The sequence below is a fragment of the Paraclostridium bifermentans genome (assembly GCF_964259345.1).
In the GTDB taxonomy this organism is placed as follows: domain Bacteria; phylum Bacillota; class Clostridia; order Peptostreptococcales; family Peptostreptococcaceae; genus Paraclostridium; species Paraclostridium bifermentans_B.
This window is the reverse complement of sequence record NZ_CAXVJR010000003.1, coordinates 373,325-398,109: the sequence shown is the minus strand read 5'-3', so window position 1 is coordinate 398,109 and position 24,785 is coordinate 373,325. Positions and strand designations below refer to the sequence as shown.

Annotated in this window: 24 protein-coding genes; 6 read left to right on the top strand and 18 right to left on the bottom strand. The window is 27.7% G+C overall.

Going from position 1 to position 24,785, the window contains the following annotated elements; translation table 11 throughout:
• Positions 1 to 174: 174 nt before the first annotated feature.
• On the bottom strand, positions 175 to 1,206 hold the full coding sequence (locus ACEXNK_RS08205; RefSeq protein ID WP_373598132.1) for a M42 family metallopeptidase: 1,032 nt from the start codon (positions 1,204 to 1,206) through the stop codon (positions 175 to 177).
• A gap of 21 nt (positions 1,207 to 1,227) precedes the next feature.
• On the bottom strand, positions 1,228 to 2,562 hold the full coding sequence (locus ACEXNK_RS08200) for a hypothetical protein (protein ID WP_373598133.1): 1,335 nt from the start codon (positions 2,560 to 2,562) through the stop codon (positions 1,228 to 1,230).
• 102 nt (positions 2,563 to 2,664) lie between these two features.
• On the opposite strand from ACEXNK_RS08200, the gene ACEXNK_RS08195 reads away from it, so the two are divergent.
• A complete protein-coding gene (locus tag ACEXNK_RS08195) occupies positions 2,665 to 3,780 on the top strand; it encodes an MGDG synthase family glycosyltransferase (protein WP_373598134.1) in 1,116 nt (371 codons plus the stop codon).
• An 8-nt stretch (positions 3,781 to 3,788) separates the two neighbouring features.
• Here the strand turns inward: ACEXNK_RS08195 and ACEXNK_RS08190 are convergent, their stop codons facing one another.
• From ACEXNK_RS08190 to ACEXNK_RS08180, 3 genes are all read right to left on the bottom strand, one after another.
• Positions 3,789 to 4,475: a hypothetical protein gene (locus tag ACEXNK_RS08190; protein ID WP_373598135.1), complete on the bottom strand. Its 687-nt coding sequence runs from the start codon at positions 4,473 to 4,475 to the stop codon at positions 3,789 to 3,791.
• A gap of 305 nt (positions 4,476 to 4,780) precedes the next feature.
• Positions 4,781 to 6,049, bottom strand: a complete 1,269-nt coding sequence (locus ACEXNK_RS08185; RefSeq protein WP_373598136.1) for a cation:proton antiporter — start codon at positions 6,047 to 6,049, stop codon at positions 4,781 to 4,783.
• 326 nt (positions 6,050 to 6,375) lie between these two features.
• Positions 6,376 to 7,167, bottom strand: a complete 792-nt coding sequence (locus ACEXNK_RS08180; protein ID WP_373598137.1) for a M23 family metallopeptidase — start codon at positions 7,165 to 7,167, stop codon at positions 6,376 to 6,378.
• A 157-nt stretch (positions 7,168 to 7,324) separates the two neighbouring features.
• Here ACEXNK_RS08180 and ACEXNK_RS08175 point away from each other — a divergent pair, with 157 nt between their 5' ends.
• Positions 7,325 to 7,705, top strand: a complete 381-nt coding sequence (locus ACEXNK_RS08175; RefSeq protein WP_373598138.1) for a hypothetical protein — start codon at positions 7,325 to 7,327, stop codon at positions 7,703 to 7,705.
• Positions 7,706 to 8,040: 335 nt separating this feature from the next.
• On the opposite strand, the gene ACEXNK_RS08170 is transcribed toward ACEXNK_RS08175, so the two are convergent.
• Positions 8,041 to 9,939 (bottom strand): glutamine synthetase, encoded by a 1,899-nt coding sequence (locus ACEXNK_RS08170; protein WP_373598139.1) that lies wholly within the window; start codon positions 9,937 to 9,939, stop codon positions 8,041 to 8,043.
• A gap of 224 nt (positions 9,940 to 10,163) precedes the next feature.
• Between ACEXNK_RS08170 and ACEXNK_RS08165 the strand changes: the two genes are divergently transcribed.
• Positions 10,164 to 11,021, top strand: a complete 858-nt coding sequence (locus tag ACEXNK_RS08165) for an exonuclease domain-containing protein (protein ID WP_373598140.1) — start codon at positions 10,164 to 10,166, stop codon at positions 11,019 to 11,021.
• Positions 11,022 to 11,048: 27 nt separating this feature from the next.
• On the opposite strand, the gene ACEXNK_RS08160 is transcribed toward ACEXNK_RS08165, so the two are convergent.
• The 3 genes from ACEXNK_RS08160 to ACEXNK_RS08150 form a co-directional block, all read right to left on the bottom strand.
• Complete coding sequence (locus tag ACEXNK_RS08160; RefSeq protein WP_373598141.1) at positions 11,049 to 11,375, bottom strand: hypothetical protein; 327 nt, start codon at positions 11,373 to 11,375, stop codon at positions 11,049 to 11,051.
• A gap of 61 nt (positions 11,376 to 11,436) precedes the next feature.
• The gene (locus ACEXNK_RS08155; protein WP_373598142.1) at positions 11,437 to 12,189 is read right to left on the bottom strand and encodes an exodeoxyribonuclease III; all 753 of its coding nucleotides are present in this window, start codon (positions 12,187 to 12,189) and stop codon (positions 11,437 to 11,439) included.
• A 20-nt stretch (positions 12,190 to 12,209) separates the two neighbouring features.
• Positions 12,210 to 13,160 carry a galactose-1-phosphate uridylyltransferase gene (locus ACEXNK_RS08150; protein ID WP_373598143.1) on the bottom strand — a complete coding sequence of 317 codons (951 nt, stop codon included), beginning with the start codon at positions 13,158 to 13,160 and terminating at the stop codon, positions 12,210 to 12,212.
• A gap of 311 nt (positions 13,161 to 13,471) precedes the next feature.
• Here ACEXNK_RS08150 and ACEXNK_RS08145 point away from each other — a divergent pair, with 311 nt between their 5' ends.
• Positions 13,472 to 14,686, top strand: a complete 1,215-nt coding sequence (locus ACEXNK_RS08145; RefSeq protein WP_373598144.1) for a pyridoxal phosphate-dependent aminotransferase — start codon at positions 13,472 to 13,474, stop codon at positions 14,684 to 14,686.
• A 79-nt stretch (positions 14,687 to 14,765) separates the two neighbouring features.
• On the opposite strand, the gene ACEXNK_RS08140 is transcribed toward ACEXNK_RS08145, so the two are convergent.
• Positions 14,766 to 15,218 carry a MarR family winged helix-turn-helix transcriptional regulator gene (locus tag ACEXNK_RS08140; protein WP_373598145.1) on the bottom strand — a complete coding sequence of 151 codons (453 nt, stop codon included), beginning with the start codon at positions 15,216 to 15,218 and terminating at the stop codon, positions 14,766 to 14,768.
• 276 nt (positions 15,219 to 15,494) lie between these two features.
• Between ACEXNK_RS08140 and ACEXNK_RS08135 the strand changes: the two genes are divergently transcribed.
• Positions 15,495 to 16,550, top strand: coding sequence for a PTS sugar transporter subunit IIC (locus tag ACEXNK_RS08135; protein ID WP_373598146.1), 1,056 nt, complete (start codon positions 15,495 to 15,497; stop codon positions 16,548 to 16,550).
• A gap of 71 nt (positions 16,551 to 16,621) precedes the next feature.
• On the opposite strand, the gene ACEXNK_RS08130 is transcribed toward ACEXNK_RS08135, so the two are convergent.
• The 5 genes from ACEXNK_RS08130 to modA form a co-directional block, all read right to left on the bottom strand.
• The gene (locus ACEXNK_RS08130; RefSeq protein WP_373598147.1) at positions 16,622 to 17,722 is read right to left on the bottom strand and encodes a WG repeat-containing protein; all 1,101 of its coding nucleotides are present in this window, start codon (positions 17,720 to 17,722) and stop codon (positions 16,622 to 16,624) included.
• A 139-nt stretch (positions 17,723 to 17,861) separates the two neighbouring features.
• The gene (locus ACEXNK_RS08125) at positions 17,862 to 18,689 is read right to left on the bottom strand and encodes a DegV family protein (protein ID WP_373598148.1); all 828 of its coding nucleotides are present in this window, start codon (positions 18,687 to 18,689) and stop codon (positions 17,862 to 17,864) included.
• Positions 18,690 to 18,754: 65 nt separating this feature from the next.
• Complete coding sequence (locus ACEXNK_RS08120; RefSeq protein ID WP_373598149.1) at positions 18,755 to 19,798, bottom strand: sulfate/molybdate ABC transporter ATP-binding protein; 1,044 nt, start codon at positions 19,796 to 19,798, stop codon at positions 18,755 to 18,757.
• 1 nt (position 19,799) lies between these two features.
• Positions 19,800 to 20,474, bottom strand: coding sequence for a molybdate ABC transporter permease subunit (gene modB, locus ACEXNK_RS08115; protein WP_373598150.1), 675 nt, complete (start codon positions 20,472 to 20,474; stop codon positions 19,800 to 19,802).
• 25 nt (positions 20,475 to 20,499) lie between these two features.
• Complete coding sequence (gene modA / locus ACEXNK_RS08110; protein WP_373598151.1) at positions 20,500 to 21,252, bottom strand: molybdate ABC transporter substrate-binding protein; 753 nt, start codon at positions 21,250 to 21,252, stop codon at positions 20,500 to 20,502.
• Between the two features lie 164 nt (positions 21,253 to 21,416).
• Here modA and ACEXNK_RS08105 point away from each other — a divergent pair, with 164 nt between their 5' ends.
• Positions 21,417 to 22,643 carry an NAD(P)-dependent oxidoreductase gene (locus ACEXNK_RS08105; RefSeq protein ID WP_373598152.1) on the top strand — a complete coding sequence of 409 codons (1,227 nt, stop codon included), beginning with the start codon at positions 21,417 to 21,419 and terminating at the stop codon, positions 22,641 to 22,643.
• 146 nt (positions 22,644 to 22,789) lie between these two features.
• On the opposite strand, the gene ACEXNK_RS08100 is transcribed toward ACEXNK_RS08105, so the two are convergent.
• From ACEXNK_RS08100 to ACEXNK_RS08090, 3 genes are all read right to left on the bottom strand, one after another.
• Positions 22,790 to 23,164, bottom strand: a complete 375-nt coding sequence (locus ACEXNK_RS08100; protein WP_373598153.1) for a ribosomal maturation YjgA family protein — start codon at positions 23,162 to 23,164, stop codon at positions 22,790 to 22,792.
• Positions 23,165 to 23,245: 81 nt separating this feature from the next.
• Positions 23,246 to 24,187, bottom strand: a complete 942-nt coding sequence (locus ACEXNK_RS08095) for a polysaccharide deacetylase family protein (RefSeq protein WP_373598154.1) — start codon at positions 24,185 to 24,187, stop codon at positions 23,246 to 23,248.
• A 245-nt stretch (positions 24,188 to 24,432) separates the two neighbouring features.
• On the bottom strand, positions 24,433 to 24,609 hold the full coding sequence (locus ACEXNK_RS08090; RefSeq protein ID WP_373598155.1) for a hypothetical protein: 177 nt from the start codon (positions 24,607 to 24,609) through the stop codon (positions 24,433 to 24,435).
• Positions 24,610 to 24,785: the final 176 nt, after the last annotated feature.

Below are 24,785 nucleotides of genomic sequence, written 5' to 3'. Positions count from 1 at the left end.
TTTTTTCTTTTTCTTCCCTCCCCCTAATAAATAAAAGGTACATCCCCTGTTTAGCGAAGTAGTTAATACTAATTTAACCGACATTTACAGGCCCGATCTTTAAGCCTGTATGGAGGTAAATTAGTATTAACTACGAAGCGTCCTAACGGAATGTACCCTTTATTACAGTTTCACCTATTTTATATACTCTATTACAAGTTTTATAGTTTCTATTATAGCTTGTACATTAGTTCTCTCATAACCATGAGATGCAAATATACCAGCACCTATTAAAGCAGTCTTAGCATCATGACCAGACTTTAACATTGCACCTGCATCTGATCCATAATTAGGATAAGTATCAACCTTATATCCTATATTATTTTCTTTTGCTAAATTTATAAGTCTATTAGTTAACTCATAATCATATGGTCCACCTGAATCTTTTGCACATATACATACATCGTACTCAGTTGAATTTTGTCCCTCACCTGGGCATCCCATATCTATCGCTATAAATTCTTTAGTGTTTTCTGGTATAGCTGCTGATGAACCATGTCCAACTTCTTCATAATTACTAAAGAAGAAGTTTATAGTATTCTTAGGTTTTATACCTACAACTTTTAAATACTCGATAACATATAAAGCTGCTGCTACTGAAGCTTTATCATCTAAGTGTCTAGATTTAATAAACCCTGATTCAGTCATTTTTACTCTTGGATCAAAAGATATAAAATCTCCTACTTCTATTCCTAATTCTTGTGTATCTTCTTTAGAACAAACTTGCTCATCTATAACTACTTCATAGTTAGCAGGTACTCTTGGAAGTTCTTTACAATCTGAGTGTATATGAACAGATGGTTTTATAGTTTGTATAGTTCCTTCATAAACCTTACCATCTCTTGTATGTATTTTACAGCATTCACCTTCAACAGAAGTCATCATATATCCTCCAACTTGAGTTAATGCTAATCTTCCATTTCCTTTTACTTCTTTTACCATAGCTCCTAGTGTATCTACATGACAAGATAAAGTTTTTTGATAATCATTATCTTCTCCTTCTATAGTAGCCACTATAGCACCTTTATTAGTAACCTTATAATCTACCTTTTGAGTTGTTAGTACATCTTCTATATACTTCATTATATTTTGAGTATATCCAGATGGGCTAGGTATGTTTAACACATCATTTAAATATTTTTTTACTATATCTACTTTGTATTCCATAATATAAACCTCCCTATTATTTTATATATACCCTATAAGTAAATAATAAATTAAAGATATTATTATTAGAGTTATCAATACTTTTTCTATTGCAATTACTAAAAGTTCTCTTTTTTTAAGTGGTATACATATATTGTCTATATACAACATATTAGTAGTTATTGATATCGTTTGCACAATAGATATTATAAATATGATAAGTATAGATATATCAGCTATATTATTATTTATAAACTCTATATATCTGTTGGAATTAAACATACATATACATATAAACTCACTTAATTGCTCTTTATTCGGAAGCTTTAGTAACTCTATAAACGGATATAAAATGTGACTAATAGTGTCAATTAATCCTGTATTGTTAATTAAAAACTCTCCTACAAATATAATTATAACTAAATTTGGTAATATTGTCATAATTATATTAAATGATTCTCTGAAATTTTCCAATATATAAGTTGTTATCTTTTTCTTTTCTTTACTTGCCATATATTTTCTTATTGCATTTTTAAATTTATCTTTTTTAAAATTACTTTCTTTATAAGAGGTTTTACACATATAAGACTTTTTCTTATTTTTAAGAGGGTACATTCTACATACAAAATAATTTACTATTAAACTTAAAATACCCGCCATTACTACAGTAATTATTTTAGATGTTAATTTTAGTTCATCCGATATATATAAGCAATTTATTATACTCATAAAAGAAAAGCAAGATGCTATTATACAGGCTTCATTTTGTCTTAATTTGCCTTTTTTATATAACAAATTAGTCATGAATAACCCACTAAAAACATCTACAAATAAGTACACCATTATGTTTAGTACACCTTTTCCACTTATCTTAAATGTTTTTTTAGTATATTTGTGACAATAAGCTTCAACAACTTCCAGTAATCCATATTCCGTTAAAAGTGGCATAAATATTGAACTTATTAAAATTAATACCGATGACTGTAATACTATTTCTTGCATAAAAAGAACACTATCATTCGTATAACCCCTATATTCAGTTTTAGAAAATATTATAAATATAAATAATATACTTATAAGTCTTGTTCCTTTTTTAATCTTTAAAAATACATCACAGTATTTATCTTTTTGTTTTACTATAGGCAATATAACACCTGTTATAACCATTATAGTTATGTATATTTTTAGTAGCTGTATGTATTCTTCTTTTATAAAAAAATATAAATGATAAATTATATTATTTGTATAGCCGTTTATTTTTATAGGTATAAAAAATATAAATATTCCTAGTAATGAATATATTACTACTTTAAATGAATCCATAAGTTCAAAATCTTTATACACACTTTCATTTTTCTTAATATCTACTACATCCACTTAAATTCCTCCTACATATAATTTTATATATATTTGATTTAATTTTTATATAAATGTATAATACTATCATTAGTTAAATTTATATAAAAAAGAGGTGATCTATTGGATAATACCAATAAAACTATCTTAATTCTTACAGCACAATTTGGTGCAGGTCATATAAGTGCTGCTAATGCTATTAGAGAATATATTCTTGAAAAAGAACCTACATATAATATTGTTATACAAAACTTTATAAGTGCTAGTATACCTAAAATGAATAAACCTCTAGTTAAACTTTACGAGGCTAATACAAAGTATACTCCTGGACTTTATAACTACTATTATTATTTGAAAAAGTCATTCGACTCAAAACATGATGTAGCGTATAAAATGTATACACCTAAGCTATCAGAATATATATTAGAAACTGATCCAGACCTTATAATATCAACATTCCCTATGGCTGGTGCTTGTGTAGATCATTTTAAATCCAAAAACCCTGACTTTAAAATTCCTACTATAACAGTAGTTACAGATGTTGTTGATAGTCTTGAATGGATTTATCCTAGCACAGATATGTACTTTGTAGCATCTCATGAGATAAAAAATAGATATGTACAAAAAGGAATAAATCCTACAAAAGTTAAAGTTACAGGAGTACCTGTAAAAAAAGAATTTAATCATCACTCTGATGTTTCTCATGAAAAACACAAGCTTCTAATAGTTGGTGGTGGTAGAGGATTATTCGATATGGATACAGACTTTTTCTACTATATAGACGAACTATTAGAGTCTCATAAAGATACGTTTGAGGTAACTATAGTTTGTGGGAAAAATCAAAAACTATATGATAAATTAACAGAAAAAAAACCTCTACAAAATATTAATGTTTTAGGGTTTGTAACTAATATGCCTGATTTATTAAAACAAAACACCTTACTTATAACAAAGCCTGGTGGTGCAACTTTATTTGAAGCTATAAAAAGCGAAATCCCAGTTGTTGTTATGCTGCCTAAGGTCGGTCAAGAAATTGAAAATGCTCGCTTTATAATAGATAAAGGCGTAGGAATTATATACAATGATGAAGATGATTTAAAGGAGATATTCCAAGCTTTAGTTGATAATAAACTAGGTGATAGAATATCTTTTATGAAAGAAAACATGATTAGATTTAAAAACTCTATAGATTCTGAAAAAATAGCATCTTTTGTAACACAAATAATAGGGACTGTTTAAGATAGTCCCTATTTATTTAAATTTTTATATTTGTGAAAATTAATAATTTTAGACTCATTGCTTACAAATTTAATAGTTTTTATTTTACTTGTACTTAATATTTGCTTAGTTCTCTTTACAAAAGAGACTATAAATACTATTTCAATTATAAAAAATATAGTACATACAAATCCTTCCATATATAAATTGTTTGAATATCCACTTTTTCCTAAACTTAAAGCTGCATGTGATTTAACTAGAACTAATGATAATATGTGAATGTTTACGATAGATGTTATTTTATAAAAATCAAGATATAAATTATTCTTTTTTATAATGTTTGCGATTTGAAGTTGAGTATAATTTGATATTTTAAGAATGTCTGTGTATATTTGTTTAAATATATTTTTATCAAAGAGATTTGTAACAATTATAAAAATTGATGTAAATAATAAGCAATATATATTATATACATATATAGAATATCCATCAGTTAAACTTAGTTTTCCAGATTGCATCATTATATATATAGATAAAAATACAATCCCAGATAAATTAAATCTATTTTGATTATATTTTATAATCATAGTATATCCTATCCCCAACATAGTTCCCAACATAATAGAATATATATTATGCTGTCCTTTAAATAAAGAACATAAAATAATTGGAGTAACGAGATAAATTAGTACATCACTTAATAACTTCTTTTTCATAGACTCACCCCTAATTTATTGAATTTTTTAAATTTTTATATAATTTCTATATCAAATAAATTCTATGTATTATCTATTTTTTCCTCCTATTTTTATATAAAAATTCCCTTACAAATAAATAAGTCTGTTATAAAAGTGTTCTCTATCTCAACTGTTTAATTATTTTTTTTTAAAAATATAAAGACCATCTACAACAAAAGTCTCTATATGAAATTAGTGAAATATTATTATAATATCTTGCTTATATTTATAATAACATAAAATCACATTTTCATAAAAACTTGTTTATAGACAGTCTTTATATGTTATGCTGCGTTTTCAGTTTTTATATTTTCATTATCATCTTCTTCTAATAAGTCTAGCTTTTTAGCTAATAACTTAGTTGTACTGGCTTGAACTATTAATGTTATTAATATAGTCATAAATACTACTGATGATATTATTTGATATCCTTCTACTTGCATAGAAACTATTATACCTGATAATGCTGCTGGTATAACTCCTGTTTCTCTTACCCACATCATAAACAATTTATCTTTAAAGCTCCACTTAGCTTCTCTATCAAATGCTGTACATATTAAAACTACTAAAGGTCTTGCTACAAACATTAAAACTAATACTACTAATAATGATGGTAACCAATATTGACCTAATGAAGCCAAGTCTACATGTGTACCTAAAACTATGAATATAGCCATACGACAAAGTGCTCCAACGCTTTCTCTAAATAAATGTTCTGCATGGAAATCTACTTCTGGTACCCATAATCCGAATAATTTTTTATTTCCAGCTATAAGACCAGTTATAAATACTGCCATATATCCACTACCATGTAATTTAGTAGCTATTTCATAAGCTAATGCTACTTTTAATACTGATATTATAGGTGCATATGAGTGGAATACTCCCCATTTTTTATCAGATATTAGTAAAGAGAATAATAGTCCCACTGCAACTCCTACTATTAACCCAACTACTACTGAAACTACTAACTCCTTACCACTTTCAGCTAGTGAAAATGATCCCGATGTTATAACTGCTAATAAAGTACTAACTAATATAGCTCCAACTGCGTCATTAAATGCCGATTCACTAACTACAGTTTGCTTTATTTTATCCTTTATAGCAACTTGCTTAAATACAGGAATAAGTGCCGCTGGGTCTGTTGATGCTATAACTGCACCTATTAATAAAGCTGTCATTATAGAAACTGGGAATATCTTGCTAGTTGCAAAACCTACAACCACTGCTGATATTACAACTCCTAAAGTTGCTAATAACCCAACACTTACCTTAACTTTATTTAAAACTTTTAAATTTATTTCTCTTCCACCTTCATATAATATAAATGCCGATCCAAAAGTTAATATAAGGTTATTTTCTATTGGAAAAGATTCTATACTTATTATATTTAAAACTGCAGGTCCAATTATTATACCAGCTATTAAATATAGTATTACATCTGGTAATTTAATTAGCTCACTAACTTTACCTAGTATTATACCTGTTACAACAACTACTGAAAATATGAATAATAAATTGTTAGTAGCTATAGCTTCCATTGTATTTTCCACTTGCCTCACTCCTTCTCTATTGTTAATAATTAGATATCTAACTATTTTAACCGAATAATGTATAAGTATAATACTCTTAATTTGTATTGTCAATTGACTCTGAATAATTCTTTTTTTTTCAAAAAGTCAGAAAATTAGCTTTCTAACTTTTAATATCTAAAACTTTTAAGTATTTAAATGATTTAGGTTAATTTATTTTATTAAAACTATTTATATAGCTTATTTTTTTTATTTTTTAAAGTAAATTAATAAAAGTCCATATAATATTTTAGTATCGTTTTCACTAAATATTACATAGACTTCTATTATTAATATATATTATTTTTTTATTTTACAGTAACATCTACTGGATTTTGTAATTCATCATTTAATAAAACTTCAAAGTGAACATGATTTCCTGTTGAGTTTCCTGTTGACCCAATTTTAGCTATAGTCTGACCTTTTTGTACTAAGTCGCCTTCTTTAACTAAATTTTCACTATTGTGTGCATACTTAGATGATTTCCCATCAAAATGAGTTACAATAACAACATTTCCATATCCATTTTGTTGACCTGAAAAAGTAACTACCCCATAGTCAGTAGAAACTATATCCTTTCCATAATCTGCAGGGATATCTATACCTTTATGAAACTTCTTTTCTTTTGATATAGGATGAATTCTATATCCATAAGGTGAGCTAATATCATAAAACCCATCTACAGGCCAACATCCATAGTTAAAACCGCCACCTATATCACTTTTTAATTGTGATTCTTCAAGTTCTAAATTTTTAACTTTTTCACTTAAACTAATTTTAAGACTCTCTAAACCCTCTATTTCTGACTTTATCGCATCTTTTGCTATTGAATCTTCACTTATATTTTCATTATCTTCAACAAAACTTAAACTAATAACTTCTACATCTGCAGTTTCTTTTGATTGTGATTTTTTTGATTCTATCATGCTATCAATTTGTGATATTTGGTCACTAATATTTTTTTGCTCTACTTTTAGTTCATATATATTTTTTACGATTTGTTCACTTTTATTGCTTTTATCATCTAATCCATATGCAGTAACTGTACTTATAGTAGTTATTAAGCCTATCATAGTTAATATTTTTAAAGTTTTAACCATAAAGCTTTACCTCCTTTTCAATCACTGTTTTTTAATATAGACAAAATTTCCATAAATTATTCATATTAGATATTTATCACAATGTACAGGCTAACTTAATAATATATTATAAACTACTTTTTAATGATAAAAAGTACTGATAGAAGGGGGTTATAAAATGCTAAAAGATATGGAGGTTTACTTTGGAATAATATCTGCTATATTCATATTAATTTACGCTTTTATGTACATACTTCAAGATACGTATCTATTAATTAATTCAAAAACTATAAAAACAACTATAAATAAAATACTTCCTGTACTTAGTAAACTAAACAAACCTTCAATTATGCTTGCACTATTATTTACAATACCTCATATTTATTACCTAAAAGACAATGCATCTATATTTAATACAGGATATTTACTTTTAATTTTATTATTTATGTCAACTTGCACAAAACTATCTTTTTTAAATAAATTCAAAATAAATCAATATTCATCAATAATAGCTTATCTTACAACAATAAGTTTAGCTGTTCATATATTTTTTAGATAATAAAAAAGAGAAGGTACACCGAACACCTTCTCTTTTCTCACATTTCTGTGACAACAATATTTTTTTGTCTTTATACAAGACTTCAACAACAAATTTTCAATTTTGGATTTTAAACAAAATGTAATTTCTTAAATACTAATGAAAGCTCCTACCCAATCATTAATACTCTGACGAGAGTTCCTACATAATCATCACGAAATTATATTACTATTTAAATTTCAACATTTACACTTGCGAAACTTCATTGAGTTCCGACTTTTTTATTATTGTAACATATCTTTAGTTTTTTTGTAAATTCTAAAAGCTAAAAATTTTTCCATTTTCAATCAGTAAGTCTAGAATATATTCTTTTGGTATTGTATATAAAGTTGTTGAACATTTTTCATCTTATTTTTCATCTCAATTTGAAGGTTTGAGGCTGTATTATAATCACCTAATTCTATAGCTTCTCTAATTCTTGTAAATAAAGATTTACTATGCATAGTATCCTTCATAAGATAGTGCTTTATTTCATTAATCTCATTATACATAACCTCATCTAAAACATCCATATCATCTTTAGAATGTAATTTCTTTAAACTTCTTATGATATCTATGTTATCTTGTATAATTCTATTTTTAAGTTCTTTTTTCCATTTATCAATAGCCCCTGTTTTAAAAGAGTTTATAATTTTATCTGTAAATACATCACCTTGAGTTAAAGCTTCTAGTTTATGCTTTTGAATTTCTAAATTCATCATATTCTCATAAACTGTTGCTGGTGGAATTGCAAATCTTTCATTTCTTTCAGCTTCATTGTAATCTTCAAATACATCATTCTCATCTCTATACATTCTATCTTTTTCTAAGTAGAATCCATCTTCCCCTAAGTCTTTTGATAGTTCTTTTTCTAGATTTTTTATATCTAATTTACTTTGTGCAACAGCTTTTATTCCATGTAACATAGTTTGATAAGATCCTGCTATAACTAAATAAGTATTAGATAGTGGGTTTGGTGATCTTAACTCAAATCTTGTAGCAAGAGGACTATTTAAATCTCTTATAAGCCCCACTAGTATAGATCTATTTCTAGATGGTAGTTCATAAGTATGCCCTAAAGATGTCACTATACAAACAGGAGCTTCAAAGCCAGGCACCAGTCTATTGAATCCATCATTTGATGATGTTACAAATGGATTTAATATTTCATAGTTTCTAAGTATTCCCATTAATGCTCCATATCCAAATTTAGTAGTATAATTACTTGTCATATCCCTTGGTGAAAATAAATTAACTATTTTTCCATTTTTAAGTTTAGCACTTATACCAAAATGAGTATGTTCTCCACTACCTGCAACTCCATCTAATGGTTTTGCTTTAAATGTTACTTCAAGCCCATTTCTTGAAAATACATCTTCTATAACCTCTCTTACTAAAAGTTCATTATCAGCACATTGTAGCGGTGTTGAATACTTCCAGTCTATTTCTAACTGCTCCATGGCATGATTAGTTTTTCCATCTACACTTATAGAACTAGTTATTCCTCCAACTTCTTTATGAGCCATTTCAGGGTCTACTCCTAAATTTTGAAGTATTATTAAGCTATTTTCTAAACAAGTTCTAATAATACCTCTTGTTCTTTTCCAGTATTGCTCCTTAAGGCTTTGAGATACATGTAAAGCTTCTAAGTCAGCTTTATCTTCTGGAGTATTTACCCAAAATTCTAATTCTGTTGCTGCTGTTAGGTTTATACTTTCAATTTCATCTACTGTATTAATTTCTAAATCTTCAATCATATGTGGATATTTGCTTATTATCTCTAATACAGAATCTTTTATATATTGTTCTGATTTTTTTAATATCCCTCTAGAACAAACTCTTTTTCCCTCATGTAATAAAAATGCAGGTATTTTTAAAGTTCCTATCGGTAAGTTGCACTTATTACATATATTTTCCATATTATAATCTATATACCAAATAGCATCATTATCTGGCATCAAATCTACTTTTGCATTATTTAATGTTGCAATATTGTATAATTCAACGCTAGAACCATCTGTCTGTATACCAGAACTTAAGAAACTTGTAATATCATCTAGGAATACTTCCATAGGTATTTTTTCATCTATGGCATTACCTCCTAGGTCAACACCCATAAGTGAAACAAATCTTATGTTTTCATGTTGAGATAGTATTTCCTTTAAATCTTTTTCATTATGGTTATGTTTTTTTATAACATATAGTAAAGATTGCATTTTTATCCCCCAATTCGATGATTGTATTTTACGAATTATGTATTACAATATATTATATTGCATATTGTATTTTTGGTTCGTAATGTAATTTATAATATTATATACAATATATATAATATTCGCAATAATTTTAATTTTAAACTTTAGATTAAAATCCTCTATGTAAATTTTTTTTTACATAGGGTATACTAAGTTAATAACTAATAATTTTAGGAGAGATTTGTATGGAATATATAGTTTTCGATTTAGAATTTAATCAGGGATTTGATAAAGAAAATAATAAAACATTTTCTGATGAAAAATGTCCTTTTGAAATAATACAAATAGGAGCTATAAAATTAGATGCTAATTTTAATATAATTGATAAATTTAGTAGTTTTGTAAAACCTAACATATATAAAGATATACATCCTTTTGTAGGCAAAATGACACATATAACTAAGAATATGGTTGAAGATGCACCTTCATTCACTTCTGTTTATAAAGATTTCAAAAAATTTATATCAAGTAAGTCAAATATATTATGCGTTTGGGGATCTGGTGATTTAAAAGAATTACACAGAAATATAAATTATTATTCATTACCATCAAAAGGACTTCCTAAGCTTTATATAAATATACAGCATTATGCCTCATCTTACTTTAATAACCCATCAGGTCAAAGTATCGGACTTCAAAATGCTGTACAAATACTTAAACTTGATCAAGAAAAAGCTTACCATGACGCTTTAAATGATGCATATTATACATCACTTGTTTTTAAAAATATTTACAATGAAGATATAATACCAGATACTTACGTTTATACACCTTCAAAACCAACAAGATCTAAATCTACTAAGAAGAAAGTTGACTATGCTAGTCTATTTGAAGAATTCATGAAAATATTAAACAGGGATTTAACATCTGATGATAAAAAGATAATTGATTTAGCTTATAAAATGGGGAAAACAAATCAGTTTTTAATAGATGAATTACCTGAGTATAACTCTAAATCTAAAAATACATCTTGTAAAAAATCTGATAAGAGTAAAAATAAACGTAAAAAGAAAAATGCGTTTAAATATAAAAAAAGAAGATAAATCCTCCCTTGGATTTATCTTTCTTTTTTATGCATTTAAAAATAACATTTTTATTTCTTCATACTGTGCAAATTCTACGTAAGCTATAGGTTTATCCTCACTTCTATATTTACTTTCTTTTCCCACATATGCATTTATATTTCCAACTTGATTATATCTTTCATCTATTATATCTATAAAATCCTCACTCTTTATTCCTTCTTCTTTAGACTTTATAAATACTATATTATTATCTTCCTCATTAAAAAGAATCGCTTCTATTCCAAATAAAAGACTATCTTCTTTTATATAAACAACTTTAGCTCCTAAATCTATTCCTTTTTTTATTTTTTCTTTAAGCTGTAATAAATTCATAGTATCCTCCTTTTATACAAAGTATATTTAATTATATTAAAGGAGTTATGAATTTATGTTTTTATTTTATAACTAATTCAACTGGACAATGATCAGATCCTAAAACTTCTGTGTGAATATCTACAGAAACTAATCTATCCTCTAATTTTTTAGATGCACAGAAGTAGTCAATTCTCCACCCTGCATTATTCTTTCTTGCATTAAATCTATAAGACCACCAGCTATATACACTTTCCTTGTCAGGATTAAAGTATCTATAAGTATCTATAAACCCAGAATCTAAAAACTCTGTAAATTTATTTCTCTCTTCATCTGTAAATCCTGCATTTTTTCTATTAGTCTTAGGATTTTTTAAATCTATTTCTTTGTGAGCTACATTTAAGTCTCCACACATTATAACAGGTTTAACCTCATCTAATTTTTTTAGATAATCTCTAAAATCATCTTCCCACTTCATTCTATAATCTAATCTCTTTAATCCTTGTTGAGAATTTGGAGTATATACTGTTACAAAATAAAAGTCTTCAAACTCTAATGTTATAACTCTACCTTCGTTATCATGTTCTTCTATATCTATCCCATAGTTTACACTAAGTGGTTTTTTCTTAGTAAATATAGCAGTTCCCGAATACCCTTTTTTAACTGCATAATTCCAATAATCATAATATCCTTCAAGTTCTAAATCTATTTGACCTTCTTGAAGCTTAGTTTCTTGTAAGCAAAATATGTCTGCATCTACTTCTTTAAAAAAGTCCATAAATCCTTTAGTTACACAAGCTCTAAGTCCATTAACGTTCCATGATATAAATTTCATACTTTTCTCCTTTGTCTTTTTTATTTAAATATAAGTTCTTTTGTAAAATCCTTTGGCATAGTAGATGATACATACATACCATTACTAATTTCAAAACCTCCAAAGCTATACTTTCTAGGTATTATATGAAAGTGTAAGTTAAATAAATTGTTGCAATCTATATTTTTAGGATGTGAATGCATAGATAAATTAAATGGCATATAACCACAAGTTTTATATATATTTTTAAATAAATTGTGAAATATATAAGAAAGTTCTTTTAAATTACCTTCTTCTAAATCTTCAAAACGTGTATTATCTTTACATATAACTCTAACTTCATTCCCATACATAGATGCATAAGGAACTATTGCTATAAATTTTTCCCCATTAAAAATTACTCTTTCATTTAATATTATTTCTTCTTTTATTACTTTATCATACAAACTTTCATTGTTTTCATCATAATAATTTTTTAACACACTTAGCTCATTTTTAATCTCTTTTGGAACTATATTCATAGATACAATTTGAGAATGAGGATGTGCTAATGATGCTCCTGCTTTTTTTAAGAAATTTTTAAAAATGCTTACATATAAAATTTCTTTATCTTTTATATAATTTATATACCTATTTTTATACATTAAAAACATATTATTAAATTCTTTTTCAGTCATATTATAAAAAGTCCCATTATGTCTATAGTTTTCTATCATAACCTCATGACTACCATTTATGCCTTTACAGTTATTATCTATTATGGGATATTTATTATAAATAGATCTACATACCCATCCATATTCATCTTTCAATTCAAATGTTTTTTTATCTGCATAGCTTTCATTACCTCTGCAAAATGGACAGTTTTCTTCATATATATTAGTTAGCTCTTTTTCATCTTTTATTTTAGCCATATCTGTAGGCCTGCTAGACCTATCAGGTGCAAATATAACTACATCCCCACTAAATAAGTCAACTCTTAATTCTCTCATATCTTAAGCACCTCTTTTCAGAGCATTTAATTTTAACGCATTTTTATATTATATTTTATATTAGCTTGCATAGTGCTATTTTAATATCAAATTTTTAACAACTTAAAAACTTGTTGTTGTCTAAGCTCTGTGAATTTTTTATGTTATAAATATACAGTTATAATTTTACATTTTTTAGCACTAATTGTAAATCTCGTTAAGTATTTAACTCTTGCTAAAATAAGATGATTTTTAAATCTACTTATGCTATGATACTCTTGTAAGGGGATTTTACAGATTTTTCAAACAAATAACAGGGGGTATATTTAAAAATGAATTTTTCTAACAGAGTTATATCTATGCAATCTTCGCCTATAAGAAAGTTAGTTCCTTATGCCACAGCTGCTAAGGAAAGGGGATTAAAAGTATATCACTTAAATATAGGACAGCCTGATATAAAAACACCTAAAGGTTTTTTTGATGCAGTAAATAACTTTAATAGTGAAGTATTGGAATATGCAGTATCTCAAGGATTGCCTCAACTTATAGATGCAATGATTGATTATTATGCTACTTATGATATGCATTTTGAAAAAGACGAGATACTTATAACTAATGGTGGTAGTGAAGCTTTATTATTTGCTATGATGGCAGCTTGTGATCCAGGAGATAACATATTAGTTCCTGAACCGTTTTATACAAACTACAATGGCTTTAGCTCTTGTGTAAACGTTTTTGTAAGACCTATAACTACTCATCCTGAAGAAGGTTTCCATTTACCTAGTAAGGAAGAAATAGTTTCTAAGATAGATAAAAAGACTAAAGCTATACTAATATCTAATCCAGGTAATCCAACAGGTGCTGTTTATACTAAAGAAGAAGTGTATATGCTTAGTGATATAGCCAAGGAAAATAATTTATGGATAATAGCAGATGAAGTTTATAGAGAGTTTGTCTATGATGGACTTGATTATATAAGCTTTGGTAATATAGATGAAATAAAAGATAGAGTTATAATAGTTGATAGCGTATCTAAAAGATATAGCGCTTGTGGTGCTAGAATAGGTTCCCTTGCTTCTAAAAATAAAGAGTTTATTGCTCAAGTTTTAAAATTATGCCAAGGAAGATTGTGTGTATCTACTCTTGATCAAGTTGGATCTATAGAATTATATAAAACTCCTAAGTCTTACTTTAATGAAGTTAATGAAGAGTATAAAAAAAGAAGAGATGTATTATATAACGAACTTATGCAAGTTGATGGAGTTATATGTAAAAAGCCTACAGGTGCTTTTTATATACTAGCTAAATTACCTATAGAAAATGCAGAAGATTTTGTAATTTGGATGTTAAATGAATTTGATGTAGATGGTGAAACTGTTATGGCTTGTCCTGCTGAAGGATTTTATGCTACAAAAGGTCTTGGCAAGAGCGAAATCAGACTTGCATATATATTAAATGAAGCAGATCTTAAAAAAGCTGCTAATATACTAAAACAAGGTCTTGAAAAATATATGGAGTTAAAAAACAACTTAATTACTAATGAATAATAATCTATATAAAAGAAGGCTAATCTTAAAGATTAGCCTTCTTATTATTTTCTTGTTAATTCAACTGGAAAGTTAACACTTATCTGAACTCTTCTTTTACAAGTATGTCTTCTAGATTTTTTATAGATTCCATAAACTTTTCTCTATCTGTTTCATTAAGTTTTAAAAATCTTTTTTCGAGTTTTTCCCCTAACTCTTCTAAGAAATCTGAAGCTATAACCTCACCTTCATTGGTCAAGTTTAATATATACTTCCTTCTGTCTCTTGAATCTCTTGTTCTTGTTAAGTAGCCTTTTTTAGTTAGGTCGTCTACCATTGTAGTTAAACTACCTTTTTCTATATTTAATTTTTCACATAAGTCCGTCATTGTTATTTCCCCATTATTTTTTATGAATACAAGTGCTCTTAATTGAGTTCTATTTACATCAATATTAGCGGCATACTCTTTTAGAGACTCTAAGTATAGACTTGCATGTATCTTTGGGAAAGTTTTTGATACGAAGTCTATAATATCTTTTATTATTTCATTCATGCTTTCACCTCCAACCCCTTTAATTATTGTCAAATCCTAGTTTACACTAATTTTTGCCACTATACAACACCTAAAAAATCTAACTATTTTTATATGAATTTTTTCCATCATTTTTATAATTTGACTTTATTTTCTAACTCTTTCTACATTTTTCTACATTAAAACTATTTACAAAAATGATTTTTTATAATATACTTTAATCATAAGCTCGCGAAAGTCGCGGGAAAACAATAACAAGCATTTATTTATTTTATTCAACAAGGAGGAAATCATAAAATGATGTCAATACTTACAAGTACAGCATTACTATTAGTTGTACTAGCATTATTCACTTTATTTAGTTACAAAGCACCTCACGGTATGAAAGCTATGGGTGCCCTTGCAAGTGCTGCTTGCGCAAGTTTCCTAGTTGAAGCATTCCACGCTTCATTATTTGGACAACAATTAGGAATAAAATTCTTAGGAGAAGTTGGTGCCGCTAACGGTAGTTTAGGTGGAGTTGCCGCTGCTATATTAGTTCCATTAGCATTAGGTGTTTCTCCAGTATACGCTGTTTTAGTTGGTTTATCAGTTTCAGGATATGGAATATTACCAGGATTCGTTGCAGGATACGTAATATCATTCGTTGTTAAGTTCTTAGAGGAAAAAACTCCTGCTGGACTTGACTTAATAGTAATAATATTAGTTGCTGCTCCTTTAACAAGAGGAATAGCTATGGTTATGGATCCAATAGTTAACGATACTTTAATGCAAATAGGACAAGCTTTATTAGCTGCTTCTGATGCATCTCCAGTATTCATGGGTATAATACTTGGTGGATTAATAACTGTTGTTGCTACTGCTCCATTATCTTCAATGGCTTTAACTGCAATAATAGGATTAACTGGATTACCAATGGCAATAGGTGCTTTAGCAGTATTCGGTTCTTCTTTCATGAACTTCGTATTCTTCTCTAAGATGAAATTCGGAGATAAGAAAGATACAATAGCTGTTGCTATAGAGCCTTTAACTCAATCAGATATAATATCTGCTAACCCAATACCAGTATTCACTACTAACTTCATAGGTGGAGCATTATCAGGTGTAGTTGTTGCTTTAGTAAGTACTTACATTGCACCACTTGCAATAGATGTTCCAGGTATGGCTACTCCAATAGCTGGTTTCGCTGTAGCAGTTGGACAAAACGGAACTCCTGCTTTAATAGCTGCTGCTGGATGTATAGTAGTAAGTATATTAGGTGGTTTCATAGGATACTCATTATTCAAAAACTACAAAATAGTTAGAGCTGATGTAGTTCGTGGAACTGGAAACAATGAAGATAACGCTGCTTAATAAGTAGTGTAATATAAATAAAAAAAGTACTATTAGAATTCTAATAGTACTTTTTTTATTGTTTTATTGTTTTATTTATAGTATCCTATTACCTCTCCACTTGAGTTTAAGTATTCTCCGCCTTTATCTTTCATCTTACCTAGATATAAATTCGAGCTATACATTTCAAACTCGTCATATGATTTATCTATAGACTGCTCTTTTTTACCATCTCTATTTAATATGTATGTTTTATTATTATCCGAGAATATAAACTTATTGATACTACGATGTGATATATGTACATTTTCATATGTATCACTTATCTCATTTCCTTTATTATCAATAATTAAGTAACCTTTTTCACTTTTAACTATAGCTCTGTCTTTATCAACAAAAAGTACCTCTAGAAATTCTTTATAATTCTTTTTATCTTTAAGATCAACTATATTAACCTTTTTAGAATCTATTGAATCATAACCTAATATAAAATCATCATCTAATTTTAAAACTTTATGTTTTAAATCTTTTATTTCTTCTCCATCCTTATTTACTAAAATATCTTTCTCTCCATTATTTACAACAGCATAATTTCCAACAAAAATATCATAATTAACATCTACCTCAGGAAACCTATCTTTTAAATCATTACTTTCCATAAGTTTTATTTCTTTATACTTAGGTTTCACTATGAAATTACCATCTTTATCTTTTATTCCATAAGCTCCTAATCTCTTACCAACTTTATATTCTTCATATTCAGATATTTTTTTTACAAGTTTATTTATACTTTCTCTATTGCTTGATATCTCAATATTATTATCATCTTTTATTATCTTTACAATATCTTTATCCGGCTCTATTATACCTTTCTTATCATCTATACCAACAATAGCATATCCATAGTCAAATTGTTGTCCTATATCAAACTGAGGCTTAATTTTAATTTTTCCATACTTATCTAAGTAACCAATTTTACCACTATCTTCATCGTAAAAAGGATACAGTTCTTTATTCAGTCTTCCCACAAGCGAATCTAGAGCGTTCTCAGCTGCTTCTTTATCATAATCAATAGTATTTATAACCATAGTATCTTTATTATTTAATGCAGCCTTTATAATTGGTGTATCTCCAGTTCCTCCATAAATAAAAAGTCCTAATACAACAACACTACAAATTGCATAAAATTTCATAAAAATCCCCCCTGATGTAAATTGTATACTATATAGTTTTGTACAACTACATGTTCTACAAAAGTAGTGTTCTTTCATCAAAAATAGGACAGTCAAAATAGACTGTCCCTATATATTGTTAACTTATTAATTCATTTAGTTATTTAACGCAAAATATTCCTAATATACCAGGTCCTGCATGAGCTCCAACACAAGATCCCACATCTGTAACTAATACATCATCTGTTTCTAATTCACAAATAGCCATATCTCTTAATTTGCTCATATCAGATTCACAGTCTCCATGTCCTATAGCAATACTTTTATTTCCTATATTATTCTTAGCTAACTCAACCATTTTTCCATGTACATGTTTTTTACCTCTTACTTGAGCTACTGGAGTAACAAGTCCATCTTTAACTTCTAATATAGGCTTTATACTAAGCATATTACCTATAACAGCTTTAGAAGATGATATCCTACCCCCTCTTTGTAAGTACTTTAAATCATCAACAGAAAATACAACATACATATTATCTCTCATATACTCTAATCTTTTCATAATATCTTCAAGTTTCGTGCCATCTTTAGCCATTTTAGCAGCTTCTACAACTTGCATTCCACATCCATACGAAAAGTTTAATGTATCAAAAGTATATATTTCTCCATCGGTGTCATTTTTAGCCATAACAGCACTTTGATATGTCCCTGTTGCTCTTGATGATCCAGATATATATATGATTTTCTTTCCCTGAGCTACATATGTATCAAAAACATCCTTAAACTGAGCATATGTAGCTTGTGAAGTTTGAGGAAGCTTCCCTTCTCTTAACATATCATAAAATTCTTTAGGATTTAAATCTATTCCGTCTTTATATTCATCGTCCCCAAATCTTACAGTTAAGGGAACCATCTCTATATCATATTTTTCTCTTACATTTTTAGGTATATCCGATAAACTATCACATACTATCTTAAAATTATTCATACTAATTCCTCCTTATCCAAATCATATTATACATTAAAGTTAAATAATATCAAAATCTGATTATTTTAAAAAAAGCATAATTTTTCTTCATCAATCTCTACATTTACATATTTTTCTTCAAATAAATTTATTTTATTTTTCTTAATATTCATATAAATCGATGATGAGTCCACATAATTCATTTTTTTAAATTCTATTGTATAATCAAAAGGATTTTCTATTATATTTATAATTTCCATATTAAATCCATCAGTCCTTTTATTATTCAAAATTTTTATATCATCTTCTCTTATAGCTATGTAATTCATATTTTTACAAATATCTTTTTTTAAATTTATTTTCAAATCCCAATCTATAGCATATATTACATTTTCTTTTATGTATTTACATTTAGATATATTTTTTAATCCTGTTAACTTAGCTTCTTTTATTGTTTTTGGATTTTTAAATAAATCCTCTTTGTTTCTTTTATTAACTCCTTTGCCATTATCGTACACCACTATATCATCACAAACTCTATATGCTTCATTTATATTGTGAGTTACAAATATAGCATTTCCTTTGTATTTTTTCAAATTATTTCTTAAGTTTTCTTCCATAGAATCCCTTAAGTGATAATCAAGAGCCGAAAATGGTTCATCTAAAAGTAGTATATCAGGATTTTTAGATAACGCTCTAGCTAAAGCTACTCTTTGTTGTTGTCCTCCAGATAAGTTTGTAGGATAAGAATTTTTTAATTCTTGTAAATTGAATTTTTCTATATATTCATCACAAATTTCTTCTTTAATATTTTTATCTTTTGATTTTATTCCTAAAATTATATTTTCTCTAACAGTCATATGAGGAAATAGTGCATAATTTTGAAATACAAAGCCTACGTTTCTATCTTGAGGCTTTAAATTTATATTTTCATCAGAATCAAAAAACATTTTACCATTTACTACTATTTTCCCTTTATCAGGGGTTACAAGGCCTGCTATACATTTTAAAGTCATACTCTTTCCGCAACCTGATTCTCCAAGCAATCCAGTAACTTTATTTTCTTGATTTATCTTAACTTTTAACGTGTAATTGTCTAGCTTCTTTTCTATATCTATATATAAAGACATTTTACTTCCCCTTTATAACTTTTTTATTTTTTCTATTTGATAAATAATTTGATAATACTATTACTACCGATGAGATCCCAATCATTATCATAACCCAAATCATAGCCTGATTCATATCTGAACTTTCTACCGCAAAGAATATAGCTATTGGCATAGTCTGAGTTTTTCCTGGTATATTTCCTGCTATCATAAGTGTTGCTCCAAATTCTCCCAATGCTCTTGCAAAAGATAAAACTACCGCACCTATTATTCCTGGATAAGCCATTGGAATAGCTATTTTAAAAAATATATTTTTCTCACTAAGCCCTAAAGTCTTAGCAGCATGTATCATATTTATATCAATTTGTTCAAATGCACTTTTACAAGTTCTATACATTATAGGAAAAGAAACTACTGTCGCAGATATAACAGTTGCTGTCCAAGTAAAAATCAAGTTTATATCAAAGTTTTCAAGTAATATGCCTATAGGTCCATTTTTACCAATTATAACAAGTAAAAAAAATCCTACCACTGTTGGCGGTAGTATTAATGGCAGCGTAAGTATAGTATCTATGATATTTTCATGTTTACCTTTATACCACGCCATTTTATAAGATATTATTATTCCTAATATAAAAGTTATTAAGGTTGCTGTTAAAGATGTCTTAATAGATATAATTAATGGTGATATATCCATAATCTAATTCTCCTAGTCTATATTTTTATGATATATATCCATAGTCTTTTAACATTTTTTTAGTATCTTCATTTAATAAATAATTATTAAATTCTATAGATTGTTCTAAATTCTTACTTTCTTTTATAACTCCTACTGGATATACTATAGGGGTATGTAAATTTTCATCTATATCATAATGTTTTAAATTTTTATGATGGTTAGTATCACTTTTATATAAAAATGCCGCATCTACATTTCCTGATACTACCCATGCTAATACTTCTTTCGCATCTTTTGCATATACTAGCTTTTCTTCTATGTAGGGTTTTATCCCTTCCTTAACTATAACTTCATTTGCATATTGACCTACAGGAACACTATTTATTTCTCCAACCCCAATTTTTTTGTATTCATCACTTTTTAAATCATCTATATTTTTTATGTCTTTTGTATTACTCACTAGTACTAGTCTGTTTTTTGCTAATTCTTCATACTTATTGTCTAGTAAATATCCATCCTTTTTTAGTTCATCCATGTATTTTATAGATGCTGATACAAATACATCACATGGAGCACCTTGTTTTATTTGTTGAGTTAATGATCCTGAAGACCCAAAATTCATCACTAAATCAACATCTTTGTTCTCTTGTTCATAATTTTTTTCAATTTTTAAAAAAGGTTCTTTAAGACTTGATGCAACACTTACATTGATCTGTGTTTTATCATTTTTCTCACATCCTACAATTATTAAGCCTAATGTTAATATTATACAAGTACTTATAAATTTTCTATGCATTTTTACTTCCTCCCCTGTCTATACTTTAATTATATATTTACTTAATTTCATAGTCAATTCAGCACAATATCTTATATATTTTACAATTTTCGACTTTTTTTGTATTCTAAATAGATGTTATAAGTTATAATAATATAGACTAGATATTTATAGGTGGTGATAATTTGTTAGATTTAAAATTAGAAGCTAATAGATGCTTGGTATGTAAAAATGCTAGATGCAAAAACGCTTGTCCAATAAGCACAGATATACCAACTGTTATAAATTTATATAAAGAAGGAAAAATAAAAGAAGCTGGTGAGCTTTTATTTAATAATAATCCTCTATCTGCAGTATGTGCTATAGTGTGTCCTCATGAAGATCAATGTGCAGGAAATTGTATAAGAGGAATAAAAGGTGAGCCTATTGCCTTTTACAAAATAGAAGAAGAAATCTCTAAAAAGTTCTTAGAGGAAGTTAAATTAGATAATGTAGAAAAAAACGGTAAAAACATAGCTATAGTTGGTTCTGGTCCTGCTGGACTTACAGTTGCCTTAGAACTTGCTAAAAAAGGTTATAATATAACTGTATTTGAAAAAAATGAACAACTAGGTGGAATACTTAGATACGGTATACCTGAATTTAGATTACCTAGAGAAATAATAGATAATTTAGTTAATCTTTTAAAAGGTATGGGTGTTAAATTTAAAATAAATGCTATGGTAGGTCCTATTCTTACTCTTGATAAATTATTCGAAGATGGATATGATTCTATATTTATAGGTACTGGTGTATGGAATCCTAGAAGACTTGACATAAAAGGTGAAAGTTTAGGACATGTTCATTACGCTATAGATTATCTTCGTTCTCCTAAAAATTATGATTTAGGTGATAAGGTAGTTGTAATAGGTGCTGGTAACGTAGCTATGGATGCTTCTAGAAGTGCTAAGCACTATGGATCAAAAGATGTTTACGTAGCTTATAGACGTGATTTTTGTGATATGACTGCTACTAAGGCTGAAATTCATGAAGCTATTGAAGAAGGCGTTGAGTTTATGACTTATAAAGCTCCTGTTGAAATAGTTAATGAAGGTATTATTTTAGCTGATACTAAAAAAATAGTTAATGAAGATGGTAAAACTTCTTTAGTTACAGTTGAAGGTAGCGAAAAGTTATTTGAATGTGATTCTATATTAGTTGCTGTTAGTCAAGTTCCTAGAAATACTATAGTTTCTAATAATAAAGGTTTAGATGTTAATAATCGCGGTCTTATTTTAACTGATGATTTAGGTCATACTACTCGTGATGGTGTTTTCGCTTGTGGTGATGTAACTCATGGTGCTAAGACTGTTATAGAGGCTGTTGTTGCAGCTAAAACTGTTGCTAACTCTATTGATGAGTATTTGAGATAGAGTTTTAGCGAGGGGGCTCGGGATATGATATAGTTGTTTCCTGCACACAAAGACCTGAGACGCGGTCTTTAAGTGTTTCGTCAACAACTATATCATATCCCTTCGCTTCTTCATAAAACTATATTTGGAGTTGAGTGTGAGGAGGATTATTTTCTAACCCCTATATCTATTAATATTCCAATTAATATTCCGATAGTATAGCTTATTAAGTCTTCAACTAAAAATCCATGCCCAAGTATAAGTGCTCCTATTGTAGTATTTCTTATATTGTTTATCCAGTTTGCTTGATATAGCTGACTAAATTCTATAAGAAAGGAAAATCCTATAGCTACACCAAAACTTTTTGTTAGGTTTAATTTAGGAAGTAAAAATCTAAATCCAAAGTAAACCATCATTGCCCAAAGTGAGTCACCTATAAAAGGTGCAATATTTTGGGGAAATATAAACATAAATTTTCTAGATAATAATCCCATAATCATAACTAAAAAAGTTATGATTAAGTAAATAAATCTTTTTTGCATAATATCCTCCTATTTAACTAATAATAAAAAAGAGCTTATCTCTATTAAGAGATATAGCCCTAAATTTCAAACATATTAACCTTATACTAATACTTTAAATTGGTATCCGTTGTCTTTAAAGTATTTTATTATTTGTGGTAATGCTTTTGCAGTGTTTTCTTTTCCGTAAGTGTCATGCATTAATACAACTACCATTTCTTTACCTTCTGCAGTTTTTACAGCATAGTTATATAGCTCTTCTGGAGATTTCTTTTTCCCTTGTGCATCTCCATTTAATGCATTCCAATCTATCGATGCCATTCCTTCTTGGTCTAAGTAGTTATCTAAAGGTTCCATACCTTTCCAAGACATATGACCACCTGGACATCTTATAACTTCAGTTGAGAAGTATGGTCCTAAAACTTCTTTTAATATATCATCAGTTTTTTTGAAATCTGCTTTAAATGCATCTAAATTTAAAGTTCTATTTGGATACAGTATACCATAATCGTGGCTATAAGAGTGATTAGCTATAGCATGTCCTGCATTAAACTCTTGCTTTATAAGCTCTTTAGCTTTATCTCCACCACGTTCAATGTTTTGTCCTGTTAAGAAAAATGTAGCTTTTACATTTTCTTGATTTAATACTTTTAATATTTCTGGTGTAACTGTAGTTGATGTTCCATCATCAAAAGTTAAAAATACTACTTTTTCTCCATTGTTAGAGTAATCGTATTTTGATAGCTTTTCTTCTACTTTTCTTGCATCATAGCTATAACTTTCTGCCCCGTGCTTAACACCAACCATTCTTTTTTTAGCTTCTTCTGCTTCTTTTTTCTTTCTAGCTTCTTCCTCTAATCTTTTTTCTTCTGCTATTTTTTGCTCTTGCTTATGTTTTATAGTTTCATCTACATAAGCTTTAACTTTGTTTACTGATCCAAATATAACTAAACATGCAACCATTAGTAAAAATGCATTTCTTACATTTTTCTTCACTTTTGTTTTTTTATTATTTGGATTGTCAAAAATATTTTTTTGTTTCACAAACATTTCCCCCCTATCCGCAACTTAAATGTCACATTTTATCACAAAAACAATTATACTATACATAACTATTATTTTGTATTACATATTCGTAACAACTATTTCAAAACAGTAACATATTTTCAAAATTAAAATATTTACCCCATTGTAAAAAATTACTTTTAATTAAGCCCCCAACTCATATACAAATATTCGTTAATTATATTTTACTTAAGCGTAAAAAAAACTGCATTTGCAGTTTAATTTTATAAATTTATTCTTTCATCATGTTTATTTTTTGTATTTAACTCCTTTGTGTATTTATATTCTAAGCAACCATATTCTTCTTGGTATCTCAGCGTGGTTTTAACCGTAATATACATTAACCCCAGAAATATTAGACACAAGGTAATCCCAATTACCAGTTTTATTTTCAGCCTCATATGGGACCTCCCCTTTTGATTTTTATATTCCATAATTTACCTATAGTTAGATTATATAATATTTCTTTTATATTTAATAGCAATTATCGTCTTTTTTTCTACAAATTATTATATTTCATTATATATAAATGAAAAATTCACTTCAGTTTATTCATAAACTTAACCATCTTTTTACT